Annotated in this window: 12 protein-coding genes and 1 pseudogene; 6 read left to right on the forward strand and 7 right to left on the reverse strand. The window is 72.7% G+C overall.

The window, feature by feature from the left end:
• Positions 1-44: 44 nt before the first annotated feature.
• The gene (gene metF, locus ACYVF7_RS43245) at positions 45-956 is read right to left on the reverse strand and encodes a methylenetetrahydrofolate reductase [NAD(P)H] (protein ID WP_460351779.1); all 912 of its coding nucleotides are present in this window, start codon (positions 954-956) and stop codon (positions 45-47) included.
• Positions 957-1,005: 49 nt separating this feature from the next.
• Between metF and ACYVF7_RS43250 the strand changes: the two genes are divergently transcribed.
• The gene (locus ACYVF7_RS43250) at positions 1,006-2,067 is read left to right on the forward strand and encodes a polyprenyl synthetase family protein (RefSeq protein ID WP_460351780.1); all 1,062 of its coding nucleotides are present in this window, start codon (positions 1,006-1,008) and stop codon (positions 2,065-2,067) included.
• Positions 2,068-2,453: 386 nt separating this feature from the next.
• Here the strand turns inward: ACYVF7_RS43250 and ACYVF7_RS43255 are convergent, their stop codons facing one another.
• The 5 genes from ACYVF7_RS43255 to ACYVF7_RS43275 form a co-directional block, all read right to left on the reverse strand.
• Positions 2,454-2,873: a hypothetical protein gene (locus ACYVF7_RS43255; RefSeq protein WP_460351781.1), complete on the reverse strand. Its 420-nt coding sequence runs from the start codon at positions 2,871-2,873 to the stop codon at positions 2,454-2,456.
• A gap of 254 nt (positions 2,874-3,127) precedes the next feature.
• On the reverse strand, positions 3,128-3,304 hold the full coding sequence (locus tag ACYVF7_RS43260) for a hypothetical protein (RefSeq protein ID WP_460351782.1): 177 nt from the start codon (positions 3,302-3,304) through the stop codon (positions 3,128-3,130).
• Between the two features lie 79 nt (positions 3,305-3,383).
• Complete coding sequence (gene thiE / locus ACYVF7_RS43265; protein ID WP_460351783.1) at positions 3,384-4,067, reverse strand: thiamine phosphate synthase; 684 nt, start codon at positions 4,065-4,067, stop codon at positions 3,384-3,386.
• Between the two features lie 52 nt (positions 4,068-4,119).
• Entirely contained in the window at positions 4,120-4,497 is a 378-nt protein-coding gene (locus tag ACYVF7_RS43270) for an Rv2175c family DNA-binding protein (RefSeq protein ID WP_460351784.1), read from the reverse strand.
• A 41-nt stretch (positions 4,498-4,538) separates the two neighbouring features.
• Positions 4,539-5,705 (reverse strand): NAD(P)/FAD-dependent oxidoreductase, encoded by a 1,167-nt coding sequence (locus ACYVF7_RS43275; RefSeq protein WP_460351785.1) that lies wholly within the window; start codon positions 5,703-5,705, stop codon positions 4,539-4,541.
• Positions 5,706-5,876: 171 nt separating this feature from the next.
• Here ACYVF7_RS43275 and thiO point away from each other — a divergent pair, with 171 nt between their 5' ends.
• From thiO to ACYVF7_RS43300, 5 genes and pseudogenes are all read left to right on the forward strand, one after another.
• Positions 5,877-6,992 (forward strand): glycine oxidase ThiO, encoded by a 1,116-nt coding sequence (thiO, locus tag ACYVF7_RS43280; RefSeq protein WP_460351786.1) that lies wholly within the window; start codon positions 5,877-5,879, stop codon positions 6,990-6,992.
• Positions 6,989-7,189 (forward strand): sulfur carrier protein ThiS, encoded by a 201-nt coding sequence (gene thiS / locus ACYVF7_RS43285; protein WP_433184715.1) that lies wholly within the window; start codon positions 6,989-6,991, stop codon positions 7,187-7,189. The genes thiO and thiS overlap by 4 nt, the downstream gene beginning before the upstream one ends.
• A 175-nt stretch (positions 7,190-7,364) precedes the next feature.
• Positions 7,365-8,123, forward strand: coding sequence for a thiazole synthase (locus ACYVF7_RS43290; RefSeq protein ID WP_460358443.1), 759 nt, complete (start codon positions 7,365-7,367; stop codon positions 8,121-8,123).
• A 240-nt stretch (positions 8,124-8,363) separates the two neighbouring features.
• Positions 8,364-10,397 carry a Stk1 family PASTA domain-containing Ser/Thr kinase gene (pknB, locus tag ACYVF7_RS43295; RefSeq protein WP_460351787.1) on the forward strand — a complete coding sequence of 678 codons (2,034 nt, stop codon included), beginning with the start codon at positions 8,364-8,366 and terminating at the stop codon, positions 10,395-10,397.
• 163 nt (positions 10,398-10,560) lie between these two features.
• Positions 10,561-11,420 (forward strand): annotated as a pseudogene (locus ACYVF7_RS43300) (deoxyribonuclease IV).
• Between the two features lie 925 nt (positions 11,421-12,345).
• Here the strand turns inward: ACYVF7_RS43300 and ACYVF7_RS43305 are convergent.
• A complete protein-coding gene (locus ACYVF7_RS43305; RefSeq protein WP_460351788.1) occupies positions 12,346-14,043 on the reverse strand; it encodes a sodium/solute symporter in 1,698 nt (565 codons plus the stop codon).
• Between the last annotated feature and the right edge of the window lie 85 nt (positions 14,044-14,128).

The following is a 14,128-nucleotide window of genomic DNA, read 5'->3' on the forward strand; positions in this document are numbered from 1 at the left end:
GAACTGGTGGGCGATATGTGCCCGACTAGGGGCCTGAGCAGCGCTTACAGCACCGACAGGTTGCGACGGCTGCCGCTGACCTCCAGGCGGTCGTAGACCTCGCGCGTCGCGGTCGACTTGTTGAACGTAATGAAGTGGATGCCGGGCACGCCCTCGTCCAGCAGCGTCCGGCACAGCTCCGCGGCCTGCTCGATGCCGAGCCGGCGCACCGCCTCCGGGTCGTCGCCGACGGCCTCGAACCGCTCGGCCAGCTCCGGCGGGAACGGCGCGCCGGACAGCTGCTCGGAGCGTTCGATCGTGCTGAGCTGGGTGACCGGCATGATGCCCGGGATGATCGGCACGTCACAGCCGTGCGCGGCGACGCGGTCGCGCAGCCGCAGGTAGTCCTCGGCCCGGAAGAACATCTGCGTGATGGCGTAGTCGGCGCCGGCCCGGCACTTGCGCACGAAGTGCTGGGTGTCGCTGTCGATGTCCGTCGACCGGGGGTGCTTGTACGGGAACGCGGCGACGCCCACGCTGAAGTCGCCGGCCGACTTGATCAGCCGCACGACCTCCTCGGCGTACTCGACGCCGTCGGGGTGCTTGACCCACTCCCCCATCGGGTCGCCGGGCGGGTCGCCGCGCAGCGCGAGCAGGTCGCGCACGCCGACGGCGGCGAACCTGCCGATCAGCTGCCGCAGCTCGCGGATCGAGTGGTCGACGGCGGTGAAGTGCGCGACGGGAGTGAGTGTCGTGTCGGTCGCGATCCGCTCGACGATCTCGACCGTACGGTCGCGGGTGCCGCCACCGGCCCCGTACGTGACCGAGACGAACGTCGGCTGCAGCACCTCGAGCCGGCGGATCGCCTGCCACAGGTTGCGGGCACCCTGCTCCGTCTTGGGCGGAAAGAATTCGAAGGAGAAAGTGGTCTCGCCCGCGGCGAGCACTTCCCGGATCGTGGGGCGAGCGGACGTCATGCACACCAGGGTAACGGGACGGGCGTTAAGGCCCACTAGTCTCAATCGTATGACCCCCAGTCGCGTTCGTAAGGAGGTCGACGAGGCGCTGCACGCCTTCGTCGATCGACAGCGCCCGGTTCTGAGCGACGTCGGCTGCGACCTGACCCCGATGCTGACCGCGCTCGACGCGCTGCTGGCCGGGGGGAAGCGGCTGCGGCCGGCGTTCTGCTACTGGGGCTGGCGCGGCGCGGGCGGCGAGGACCGGCCGGAGATCTTCGCGGCGGCGGCCTCGCTCGAGCTTCTCCAGGCGAGCGCGCTGATCCACGACGACGTGATGGACGGCAGCGACACGCGGCGCGGTCAGCCCGCCGCCCATCGCCGGTTCGAGGCGCTGCACGCCGAGTCGGGCTGGCGCGGCTCGGCCGAGGCGTTCGGCGCGGGCGCGGCGATCCTCCTCGGCGACGTGTGCCTGTCCTGGTGCGACGAGATGTTCCAGAGCAGCGGCCTGTCGCCGGAGGCGCTGCGCCGTGGACGGCCCGTCTTCGACCTCATGCGCACCGAGGTGATGTGCGGGCAGTACCTCGACCTCGTCGGGCAGGCGCGAGGCTCGGGCGTGGACGCGAGGGCCATGGTGGAGGCGGCGCTGCGGGTCGTCCGGTTCAAGGCCGCCAAGTACACCGTCGAGCGGCCGTTGCAGCTGGGTGCCGCGCTGGCCGGTTCCGGGGCGATGGCGGAGCTGTCGGCGTACGGCATGCCGCTGGGGATCGCGTTCCAGCTGCGCGACGACGTCCTGGGAGTGTTCGGGGATCCGGCCGAGACCGGCAAGCCCGCGGGCGACGACCTGCGCGAGGGCAAGCGGACCGTCCTGATCGCGCTGACCCTCGAGCGGGCGGATCCGGCGCAGGCGTCGACGGTGGAGCGGCTGCTGGGCGACCCCGCGCTCGGTAGCGACGGGGTGGAGCGGCTTCGATCGATCATCGTGGAGACCGGCGCGCTGGACGCCTGCGAGCGGATGATCGAGCGGTACGCCGACGAGGCGTCCAGCGCGCTGGCGAGCGCGCCGCTCACGGCGGAGGCCCGCGCGGCCCTGTCGGAGCTGACGATCGCCGCCACGGCCCGCAAGGTCTGACCCCTCCCGACCTGGACCTCCGCACAAGATCCAGATTCTCCGGACAAGCGGGGTTTGGGTGCTCAAGAATGGGGGCATGACAGATCGATTGCACGCATGAAGCTCGACACGCCGTACCCGCCGCGTATCGCCGAACCCGTGGCCCGAGTGTGCGCATCCGCGCCCGCGCCGCGACGGAGCCCCCGCAGCCGGAGACTGATTCTCGCGCTGGCCTTGGTGGCGGTCGCCGGGTTCCTGCTGGGTCTGGGCCTGCCTGCCCATCCCTGAGTCTCACCTGACGCGGCGGCGCGTTCCCTCGAGCAGACGCCGGCCAGACCGGCCACCAACCCGACACAACGAAGAGCCCCCGGAGAGCGGTCCGGGGGCTCCTGTCATGCGGGGAGGACTCAGAACACGCGCTTCGGCGTGACCGTCTCCGGCTTGCCATTGCCGATGCTGATGACGACCTTGGTCGCCGTCTTCTTGGAGACCAGGTTCACCGCGGAGCCCTTACTGAGGCCCTTGACGACGACCGTCGCCTTGCCGATCACGATCTTGCCCCGGTAGGCGGTGACCTTGAGCGTGACTGCGGTCTTCGAGAGGTTGACGGCGGAGCCCCTCACCTTGGTGCCCGCCGCACGCTTCGGGTTGAAGGTGACCGTTCCAAGCGCCTGCGCCTTCTTGCCGGACGCGAAAACGTGGAAGTGCTTCACCACCTGCTTGGGCTTGGGCTTGGCGGCGGTGGCGGCCTCGGCGGTGCCGGCGGCGCCCATGAGGGCGACGCCCGACACGATCGTGGCGGCGATCGTCTTGCGGACGAGCGACATGCGCTTCTCCTTGCGTGAAGGGGGATTCGGCCGTGTCCCGGGCGACCCTTGCCCGCGGCCGGACGCGAAGCTACCAAGCTCGTCGATCTTGCTGGAAGGTCCCAGGACCAAGTTGAGCCGGAAGTCCCCTACAAAACCCACCGGAATAGCCAGAAAAGCTGCTCAAAGCCGCTGACAGCAAGGGTGAATCACGGTTTTCCAGCCCGCCGGGACAAATGGGTCACGAGGACTCTGGCGTGACCCGACCGGGTCTGTTACCAGTGCGGCGGGCGGTCCTCCAGCAGGCGGGCGTCGTCGTCATCGTCCAGGGAGTAACCGCCCCAGCCGAGCTCGGACTCGTCGCGAGTCTGGTCGGGCAGCACCGCCAGATCGTCGTCGTCGGCCAGCTCAACGAAGCGCTCATCGTCCGGGTTGCCGATCACGCGTCCCATTGTCGCGCATCGCACGGGTACTCCGAGACCGGGTCGGCCGGGGCACGTCGCCATCCCGACGGCGGCGACCCCAGGGAGGTCAGTACGCCGGGTCGGCGGCGTGGAGGCGGCGGGCGAACTCGGCTGCGGCGGCGCGCGGATCGTCCGCTTCGGTGATCGCGCGGACCACGACGACGCGGCGCGCGCCCGTCGCGAGCACCTGGTCGAGGTTGCCGGCGTCGATGCCGCCGATCGCGAACCACGGGCGGGTGGAGCGGTGCCGGGCCACGTACTCCAGCAGGCCGAGTCCGGGCGCCGGACGGCCCGGCTTCGTGGGCGTCGGCCACGTCGGGCCCGCGCAGAGGTAGTCGACGCCGGGCTCGGCGGCGGCGGCCGACGCCTGTGCCTCCGAGTGGGTCGACCGGCCGATGAGCACGTCCTGGCCGACGACGGCGCGCGCGGCCGGGACCGGGAGGTCGTCCTGCCCCAGGTGGAGCACGTCCGCGCGTACGGCGTGGGCGATGTCGGCCCGGTCGTTGACCGCCAGCAGCGCGCCGTGCTTCTCGCAGGCCGCGCGGAAGGCCGAGAGGTACTCGATCTCCTGCCGCGCCTCCAGGCCCTTCTGCCGGAGCTGCACGATGTCGACGCCGCCGGCGAGGGCCGCGTCCAGGAACTCCTCCAGGTCGCCCTGGCGCTCCCGTGCGTCCGTACAGAGGTAGAGGCGGGCCCGGTCGAGCCGGGCCCGCAGGGTCACGGCGCGTTCAGAGGGCAGGTGACTGGGCACTGGGTGGCCTTTCGGTCATTCCGCGGGCACCCCGCCACCCGCCCTGAACGGATCAGAGAGCGAGCGCCTGGGCGCGCCGGTTGATCTCCTTGACGCGGTGCTGGGTGAGCGCCTCGACGGGCGTGCCCGGCAGGGAGGCGTCCTCGGTGAACAGCCAGCGCAGCGCCTCGGCGTTGTCGAAGCCGGAGTCGGCGAGCACCGTGAGCGTGCTCTGGAGCCCCTTCAGCGGCTGTTCGCCGGAGATGAACGCCGCCGGGACGCAGAGGCCGTCGGCCCGCTGCACCCCCAGGAGCTTGTGGTCGCGTAGAAGCTGCTTCACTCGCTTGAGATCGAGGCCCAGCCTGTCGGCCGCCTCGCGCAGGGTGAGCCACTCGCCCACCAGTGCGTCGGTCTTCCGGTCGATCTCGATTTCGGCAACGGTGTGCGTCACGGAACCCTGCCTACCACCTTCGGCACCTTCTGAAACCTCACTCACGGGGCAGCATCTCTGACCGGAATGGCGGGATCCGCCAGCGCTGACCGGTCGATCCGCTTCTGAGCTGCGATGATACGCCTCGCTTGTACCAGGTCGCGCGGCCGGTCGACCGTCACGATCGCGGCGAGCCGATCGCCGGTGAGCCAGCAGGCCGCCCAGCCGCCCGCCGCCGGGTCCCCGCGCCAGATCATCGTGTCGGCGACCGGATGATGCCCGGCGTACTGCACCATGTGCCCGAACTGCTCCGACCAGAAGTACGGCACCGGGTCGTAGACCCGTTCGCCGCCCAGGAGATTGGCGGCCGCGACCTCCGGGGCGTTCAGCGCGGTGTCCCAGTGCTCGACGCGCAGGCGCCGCCGGAACATCGTGGACCACCACGCGGCGCAGTCGCCGACCGCGAACACGCCGGGGCGGCCGGTGCGCAGCCGCTCGTCGACCGCGATCCCGTCGTCGAGGGTGAGACCGGAGCCTTCCAGCCAGGCCGTCTCGGGGCGGACTCCGATGCCGGTCACGACCGCGTCCGCCTCGATCGAGCCGCCGCCGGCCAGATCGAGGCCGCCGCGTTCCACGGTGGCGACCTTGACGCCGTGGCGGAGTTCGACTCCGGCGTCGGCGTACCAGGCCGCCGTCTTCGCGCCCACCTCGGCGCCGACGGCGGCCGCGAGCGGCGTGTCGGCGGCCTCGACCACGGTGACCCGGCAGCCGGCCTTGGCCGCCGCCGTGGCGACCTCCGCGCCGATCCAGCCGGCACCGACCACGGCCACCCGGGCGCCGGGGCGCAGGACGGCGCGGAGGGCGCGGGCGTCGTCGATCGTGCGCAGCACGTGCTGCGGGCCGTCGCCGGGCAGCCGGATCGGCGACGCGCCCGTCGCGATCACCAGGCCGTCGAAGCCGAGAGGGCCCGCGGTCGTCTCCAGGACGTCGGTGAGGCCGGTCACACGGTGACCCAGGAGCAGCTCGCAGTCGAGCGCCGTCCAGTCGGCGTCGACGGTCGTGTCGTCGACCTCGCCGCGCAGGACGGCCTTGGACAGCGGCGGCCGGTCGTACGGGCGGTGGGGCTCGGCCCCGACCAGGGTCAACCGGCCCGGGTAGCCCTGTGCCCGCAGGGCCTCGGCGGTCCGGACGGCGGCCAGTCCGCCACCAGCGACGATCACCCGTTCCATGGTCGTGACCTTATAGTCTGAATACGTAAGCGTAAGCGCGGGAGTCCGGCGCACCGGGCTGAGAGGGCGGCACAACGGCCGCCGACCGCATGAGTCCACACCGGCGGGCGCCTCCCGCCGACGCGGGCTCTGGACCTGATCCGGATCATGCCCGGCGAAGGGAGCGCATGCGTGCGACACGTGGTCATCGTGGGCGGCGGAGTGATCGGTCTCGGGATCGCGTGGCGATCCCTGACCCGTGGCGTCCGCGTCACCGTCGTCGATCCAGAACCGGCGAGCAAGGCGTCGCGCGTCGCCGCCGGGATGCTGACCCCCGTCACCGAGCTCGGGTACGGCGAGGACGCCCTGCTGCGTCTCGGGATCGTCTCGCGCGACCGGTTCCCCTCGTTCGTCGCCGAACTGGAGGAGGTCTCCGGCGTCGACACCGCGTTCCGGCGTGACGGGGTACTGCAGGTCGCCCTCGACGCCGACGACCTGGCCGTCCTGGAGGAGCTGCGCCGGTTCCAGGAGTCGCTCGGCCTCGCCGCGGAGACGCTCACCGGCCGGGAGTGCCGGCGCCGGGAGCCGATGCTGGCGCCGTCGGCGCGCGGCGGGCTGTTCGCGCCCGACGACGGCTCCGTCGATCCGCGTCGCCTGTTGGCGGCGTTGCTCGCGGCCGTCGACCGGCTCGGCGGGACCCTCGTCCGCGACCGCGTGGCCGAGATCCTGATCGACGACCGTGCCGCCGGGGTACGCCTCGCCGGCGGCGACTCCCTCGCCGCCGACCAGGTCGTCCTGGCCGCCGGTCCCTGGAGCCACGAGATCAAGGGGCTGCCGCCGGACGCCGTCCCCCCGGTCCGCCCGGTGAAGGGCCAGGTGGTGCGCCTGCGCAGCGCGGTCCCCTTCCTCAGCCGTACGGTCCGCGGCCTGGTGCGGGGCTCCTCCGTCTACCTGGTGCCCCGCGCCGACGGTGAGCTCGTCATCGGCGCGACCCAGGAGGAGATGGGCTACGACACGACGGTCACCGCGGGCGGGCTGTGGGAGCTGCTGCGGGACGCCCGCGAGCTGGTGCCCGGCGTGACCGAGCTGGCGTTCGAGGAGGTGAGCGCCGGCCTGCGACCCGGCTCTCCGGACAACGCCCCGGTGCTCGGGCCGTCGTCCGTGCCCGGTCTGCTCCTCGCCACCGGTCACTTCCGCAACGGCGTGCTCCTCACCCCGGTGACCGCCGACGCCCTCGCGGAGACCATCGCGACCGGAGAGCCGCCCGAAGTCATCCGGCCGTTCTCAGCTGGAAGGTTCCACGATTGAAGATCACCGTGAATGGTGCCGAACGGGACACCCCCGACGGGTCGTCCGTGGCGGGCGTGGTCGCGTCGCTGACCGAGCGACCGGCCGGGGTCGCCGTCGCGCTGAACGACGAGGTCGTACCGCGCGCCGACTGGAAGACCACGATTCTGCGCGAGGCGGACCGCATCGAGGTGCTGACCGCCGTCCAGGGAGGTTGACATGCAGGAACACGCCGAAGGCGGCCCCACGGACGCCCTCGACGCCGTGACCGGCGACCGCACCGCCGGCTCCGCAGGAGCCACCGAGGGCCGCGCCGGTGCGGACGCGGTCGGCCGTGTCTCTCCCGACCAACCGGCCCCGACCGGCCTCCCGGCGGCCCGGCCGGAGCCGCTCATGATCGCGGGCGAGAGCTTCGAGTCGCGGCTGATCATGGGCACGGGCGGCGTGCCGAGCATGCACGTCCTGGAAGAGGCGCTGACCGCGTCCGGCACCGAGCTGACCACCGTCGCGATGCGCCGCGTCGGCGCGGACGCACCCGGCTCCGTGCTCGACGTGCTCCGCCGGTGCGGCATCCGGATCCTGCCGAACACCGCCGGGTGCTTCACGGCGGGCGAGGCGGTCCTCACCGCCAAGCTGGCCCGCGAGGCCCTGGGGACCGACTGGGTCAAGCTCGAGGTGATCGCCGACGAGCGGACGCTGCTCCCCGACCCGATCGAGCTGCTCGACGCGGCGGAACGGCTCGTCGACGACGGGTTCGTCGTACTCCCGTACACCAACGACGATCCGGTGCTCGCCCGGCGGCTCGAGCAGGCCGGCTGCGCCGCGGTCATGCCACTCGGCTCCCCCATCGGCTCCGGGCTGGGCATCCGCAACCCGCACAACATCGAGCTGATCGTCGAGCAGGCCGGGGTGCCGGTGATCCTGGACGCCGGCCTGGGGACCGCCAGCGACGCCGCCCTCGCCATGGAGCTCGGCTGCGACGCCGTCCTGCTCGCGACCGCCGTCACCCGGGCCCAGTCGCCGGCGCTGATGGCCGAGGCGATGCGGCGCGCGGTGGAGGCCGGCCGGCTGGCCCGCCTCGCGGGCCGGATCCCCAAACGCCGCTACGCCCACGCGTCCTCGCCGTGGGAGGGGCTGAGCTCGGCCGGGTGAACGGGCCGCTCTCGTGCCCCTCTCGGCCGGGTGAACCGGACGTCCTCGTGCCCCTCGGAGCCCGGAACGCCTCCGCCTCGCGTACCGTCTAACCGGAATCCGTTCCGAAGAGGTTCGGCTCGCCGGTGGGCGGCTCAGCAGGCGGTTCGCCGGGGAGAATGGTCTCGATCGTACAAGGATTGATGCTTTGATCCGGAGTGATGACGAGTATGCGCCGCGATCCCTAATACACTCCCCCTGATGGATACGACGGTTGCGGACCCCCTCGTCGGGCAAGTGCTCGACGGGCGCTACCTCGTACGGTCACGTGTCGCCCGCGGAGGCATGGCCACCGTTTACGAAGGTCACGACACGAAGCTCGACCGTACGGTGGCGCTGAAGGTCATGCATGGGAACCTCGCCGGGGACGAGGAGTTCGTCCGGCGTTTCATCGGCGAGGCCAAGCACGCCGCCGCCCTGTCCCACCCGAACGTCGTCGCGGTCTACGACCAGGGCACCGACAAGGGCTACGTGTTCCTCGCGATGGAGTACGTCCCGGGGCGCACCCTGCGCGACCTGCTGACCGAGCGCGGCCGGCTGGGCCCGCGCGAGGCGCTGCAGGTGATGCAGCCGGTGCTGTCCGCGCTGGGCGCCGCGCACCGCGCCGGGCTGATCCACCGCGACGTGAAGCCCGAGAACGTCCTGCTCACCTCCGACGGGCAGGTCAAAGTGGCCGACTTCGGCCTGGCCCGGGCGGAGACGGCGAGCAAGCAGACCAAGACCGGCATGATCATCGGCACGGTCGGATACCTCGCTCCCGAGCAGGTCATCTCCGGTGACGCCGACGCCCGCACCGACGTCTACGCCGCGGGCATCATGCTGTTCGAGCTGCTCACCGGCCGCCAGCCGTACGACGGCGGCACACCGCTGGCCGTCGCCTACAAGCACGTCAACGAGACGGTGCCGCTGCCGTCGAGCGTCATCGCCGGCCTTCCGCCGCAGCTCGACGCGCTCGTCGCGAGCGCCACCAACCGCGACCCCGCGCGCCGGCCCTCCGACGCCGACCACTTCCACGCCGCGGCCGGCGAGATCTACCGCCTGCTGCCGCCGCAGGTCGACGCGGCGCTGGCCGGAGTCGCGCCGGCGCCGCCGCCTCCTCCCGCCGCGCTTCCGCCCGCCGCTCCGGTCGGCGCCACGGCCGCCGACGGCTCGACGCAGATGTTCGGCCACCAGCCGGGCGGCTACCCGCCGCCGCACGCGGGAACGCAGGCGTTCGGCCCGCACACGATGGCGATCCAGCACCAGCCGCCGCCACCGCCTCCCACGATGCGGGACCGGCTGCTGCGGCCGCCGGGCCTGTACGGGCTGATCGCCGCCGGACTCGTCGTCGTGCTGCTGCTCGGCGGGGTCGTGTGGTACCAGACCGTGGGCAACAAGGAGCGCGTGCCCACGCTGGTGGGGCTGACCGAGGAGCAGGCCCGCGTCAACGCCGCCAACGTCGGGTTCAAGATCAAGATCGGATCCTCGCGCTACGACCCGAAGGTCCCCAAGGACAAGGTCGCCGAGGTCCAGCCCGCCGCGGGCACGGAGGTCAAGAAGGGCACCCTGCTCACGCTGGTCCTGTCCAGGGGCAAGCAGCCGGTCAAGATCCCCGACGTCAAGGGCAACACGGTCGACGCGGCCAGGCAGCAGCTGCAGCAGCTGGGGCTCACGGTCAACGACAATACGGCCAAGCTGGGCAGCACCACCGTGCCGAGCGGCTCGGTGATCAAGACTCGGCCGGCGGCCGGCACCATGCAGAGCCCGGACGACCCGATCACCCTCGTCGTCAGCACGGGCATGCAGATGCCCAGTGTGATCAGTCTCAAGCGCGAGGTCGCCGCCCAGAAGCTCCAGAAGCTGGGCCTCAACGTCCAGTGGCAGGAGCAGGACCCGGCCGATGGCCAGCAGCCGAACACCGTGATCGACCAGAACCCTCCCGCCGGCCAGACCGTCACCAAGGGCCAGGCCGTCGTGGTCAAGGTCACCAAGGCCAAGCAGAAGTGCGCACCGCTGGACTTCATCTGCCAGTGGCAGGACCGCCACAAGGGCGACAACGGCGACAACCAGGACGGCCAGCCGGCCCCCGTGCCCAATGTCGTCGGCCAGCCGATCGTTCAGGCGGCCCAGACGCTCATGGACAACGGCTTCCAGCCCCAGGTCACCGGCGGCCAGGCGGGCGACGTCGTCACCGGCGAGGACCCGCCTCCCAACACGCCGCTGCCGAAGGGCACGATCGTCAAGATCTGGCACTGACCGCCCGCCTCCCCGGCGCACACCGGGGAGGCGACGCCGGTCGTCGTCCGGTCACGCAGCCGGACGCCGCCCTGCCGCAGGCCCTCCTCACCGCCGTCGGCGGACTGACCCCGTGTCGGCGCTCGGCCGAGGAACGCCGACACGGCACTAAGCTGGACCGGTCATGGCCACTGCACCCATCAACCCGATCGGCGCGCACGTGCCGGTGGCGGGCGGGCTCGCGACCGGCGGGCTGCGCTACGCCGCCGAGATCGGCGCCGAAGCCGTCCAGGTGTTCGTCAGCAACCCCCGGGGCTGGGCCCGGGCGGCCGGCAAACCCGACGAGGACCGGCGGCTGCGCGAGTACGGCGCGGAGCACGACCTGCCGGTGTTCGTGCACGCGCCCTACCTCATCAACCTCGGCTCGCCGAGCCCCGAGACGATCGCCAACTCCGTCGCCTCGATCCGGCACGCCCTGCAACGCGGCGCCGCGATCGGCGCCCGCGGCGTGGTCGTGCACACCGGCTCCGCGGTGTCGCAGCCGCGCGAGGACGCGATGCGGCAGATCCGCGAGCACCTGGTGCCGCTGCTCGACGAGATCCCCGACGACGGCCCCGACCTGCTCCTGGAGCCGATGGCCGGCCAGGGCGCCATGCTGTGCGCCACCGTACGGGACCTGGGCCCGTACCTCGACGCCGTCGACCGCCACCCGCGCGCCGGGGTCTGCCTCGACACCTGTCACGCCTTCGCCGCCGGGCACGACCTCACGGCGCCGGGCGGCGTGGCCGAGACCCTCGACGCGCTCGCCGAGAGCGCCGGGGCCGGCTCGAACTGATCCACGCCAACGACAGCAAGGACGCCTGCGGATCCTGCAAGGACCGGCACGAGAACATCGGCGCGGGCCTGATCGGCGCGGCTCCGTTCGCCGAGCTGTTCCGCCACCCGGTGAGCCGCGGGGTGCCCCTCATCATCGAGACCCCGGGCCGCAGCGCCGAGCCGCACCGCGCCGACATCGACACCCTCAAGAAGCTCCGCGACGCGTGACCCTGGCGGTCCGTCCCGAGGCGTCTGGCTGAGCCTCGCGGTCCCGCTCAGGCCTCTGCGGGTATGAGCCTCGCCCCGTCGCGATCGGGCCCCTGGGCGAGCCTCGCGGTCCCGCGCACGCCCGTCTGGGTGGCCTCGTAATCCCGCTCCCTGCGCCCGCCGGCGGCGGAGGGCGTTCGGCGAGCGCACCGTCCGGGTCCGCCAGCAGGATGAGGCCTCTGCGGGTGTGAGCCTCGCCACCGCCACTCGAGCCCCCCTGGGCGAACCTCGCAGCCCCGCGCACGCCCGTCTGGGTGAACCTCGCGGTCCCCGCTCACGGCCCTCTGGGTGAAGCTCGTCATCCCACTCAGGCCGGGTGGATCTCGCAGCGCCGTTCAGACCTCTCTGGGTGAGCCGGTCCCGCTCGCGCCCTCTCGGTGGGTGAGCCCGGCAGTCCCGACCTCGCCCCACTGGGCGGGCCTCGTGGTCCCCGCCCGCACCCCTCACAGCCCCGCCCGCACCCCTCGCAGCCCCGCCCGCACCCCTCGCAGCCCCGCCCGCACCCCTCGCAGCCCCGCCCGCACCCCTCGCAGCCCCTCTCGGCGGGCCTCGCGGCCGGCCGTGGCCTCTCCCCCGTCGACCTGGCGAGGGAGAGGCGCCCGGCCCCCTGCGCGCCCGATGCGGGCACGGCCCCGGCATGAAAAAGGCCTGGGTGCCGCTGAACAACCCCCCGACCGTTCAGCAGCACCCAGGCGCGCCGCCTGGCGTCCACCCCCCCGAGTCGGAGCCTGGCGGCCGTCCCGAGAACGTTGCTGTGTCCGAAACCCTAGAGTCCTCGCGCAGCCCCGCGAAACCCATATTGGCCTCGCCTCGGCAAACGGTCAGTAGCGAGCGGTATACGTTCCGTAATCGAATGCCGAGCGGTCGGTGCGACGCGACGAACGGTTCACGGCGGCCCCTTCGGCAGGAGGTCCTCGGGCAGGTGCATGCGGGCCATCGCCCGGTCCGTACGGTCGGGGATCCACCCGGGGGTGAGGAGCGAGACCCCGACCGTCACCGCGAACGCCAGCGGAACGGTGACGATCGCCGGCTGCTCGATGAGGGTGCCCAGCCAGCCGGACCCGGCGCCGGGGTCGGCGAGGATCCGCGCCAGCCCGGCGGCGGTGGTCGGCACGCCGCCGGCGAGCAGCCCGGCGAGCGCGCCGGGCGGGGTGATCCGCCGCCACCACACGCCGAGGACGAGCAGGGGGCACAGCGACGAGGCCGCGACGGCGAACGCGACGGTCACCAGGGCCGCGGACTGCGGGGTGCAGGCCCAGGGCGCGAGCAGCAGCGGCACGGCCACGGCGACGAAGACGGCGGTCTGGAAGCCGCGTACACCGCCTCCGAGGCCCCGCGCGATGCTGCCCGACACGGCGACCACGACGCCGCACGACGTGGAGGTGAAGGCCGCGAACGCGCCCGTCGCGACGAGGGCGGTGAGCAGGTCGCCGGTGACGCCGGGCACGATCCGGTGCGGCAGCAGGAGCAGCGTCGCGTCGGTCTCCCCGGTCATCAGGAGCTCCGGCGTGTAGAGCCGGCCGAGCGTGCCGAACAACGCCGGGAACAGCGAGAAGACCGCCAGCATGAGGACGACGAGCCCGGCGGTGCGCCGGGCGGCGCGCCCGGACGAGTTCGTGTAGAAGCGCACCATGATCTGCGGGAGGCCCATCGTGCCGAGGATCGTCGCCAGGAGCACGGAGTAGGTGGCGGCGAGCGGGTGCTCCCGGCCGCCGGCGAAGGGCGTCGCCCAGCGGTCGCCGCGCAGCAGCGCGATCCGGGACGTGTGGGGCACCGCCGCGCCCGCCGGGAACCGGAGCCGGGTCCCGGTCCGCACGCGGTGGCGGCCCGCCGGGAGGCGCAGCCGCTCACCGGTGTGCCGCCGGCCGTCGAGGACGCCGGTGACCACGACGACGGCCGGCGCCGTCAGGTGGATGCCGGCCGCGGTGTCGGCCGTCACCGTGGTCTCGCGGTGGAAGTACGGGGGCCGGGCGGCGTCGGCGTCGTTCTGCAGCCGCCAGACGGCCAGGAAGACGAGCGCGGGAATGGCCACGGCGGTCAGCTTCAGCCAGAACTGCACGGCCTGGACGCCGGTGATGCTGCGCACCCCGCCAGGGAGGACGAGGACGACGACGGCGGCCATCACCACGAGCCAGCCCATCCACACCGGCAGGCCGCTGATCACCGCGAGGGTCACGCCGGCCCCCTGGAACTGCGGCAGCAGGTAGAACCAGCCGATGACGAGGACGCAGGCGCTGACCGCGCGGCGCACCCGCCGCGAGCCCAGCCGCCATGCGGCGAAGTCCGAGAGGGTGTACGCGCCGGAGCGCCGCAGCGGGGCCGTCACGAGGGCGAGCAGCACGACGTGACCGGCGGCGGCGCCGATCGGCAGCCACAGCATGTCGGCGCCGTACGCGAGCACGAGACCGGCCATGCCGAGGAAGGCCGCCGCGGAGACGTACTCGCCGCTGATCGCCGAGGCGTTCCACCAGGGCGACACCTCGCGGGCGGCGGCGTACAGGTCGGATACCTGGGCGGGCCGGCCACGCGCCGGCACGGCCGCCAGGGATGCGATGAGCAGGGCCATCGCGAGCATTGTGATCATGTGTTCTCCTCGCCGGGCGGCGAGTCCCACCACCTTCCGGGGGGTTCGGCGTCGCGCGTCGCCGCGCTCGCCTCCTCACTCACTT

Source organism: Actinoallomurus acanthiterrae, assembly GCF_054775715.1.

What these genes read in the sequence shown, in the direction of transcription:
- ACYVF7_RS43290 (WP_460358443.1), top strand. Translation starts at nt 7,365, where the DNA reads ATGATCGCGGGCGAGAGCTTCGAGTCGCGGCTGATCATGGGCACGGGC.
- ACYVF7_RS43305 (WP_460351788.1), bottom strand. Translation starts at nt 14,043, where the DNA reads ATGATCACAATGCTCGCGATGGCCCTGCTCATCGCATCCCTGGCGGCC.
- ACYVF7_RS43260 (WP_460351782.1), bottom strand. Translation starts at nt 3,304, where the DNA reads ATGGGACGCGTGATCGGCAACCCGGACGATGAGCGCTTCGTTGAGCTG.
- ACYVF7_RS43275 (WP_460351785.1), bottom strand. Translation starts at nt 5,705, where the DNA reads ATGGAACGGGTGATCGTCGCTGGTGGCGGACTGGCCGCCGTCCGGACC.
- ACYVF7_RS43250 (WP_460351780.1), top strand. Translation starts at nt 1,006, where the DNA reads ATGACCCCCAGTCGCGTTCGTAAGGAGGTCGACGAGGCGCTGCACGCC.
- ACYVF7_RS43255 (WP_460351781.1), bottom strand. Translation starts at nt 2,873, where the DNA reads ATGTCGCTCGTCCGCAAGACGATCGCCGCCACGATCGTGTCGGGCGTC.
- pknB (WP_460351787.1), top strand. Translation starts at nt 8,364, where the DNA reads ATGGATACGACGGTTGCGGACCCCCTCGTCGGGCAAGTGCTCGACGGG.
- metF (WP_460351779.1), bottom strand. Translation starts at nt 956, where the DNA reads ATGACGTCCGCTCGCCCCACGATCCGGGAAGTGCTCGCCGCGGGCGAG.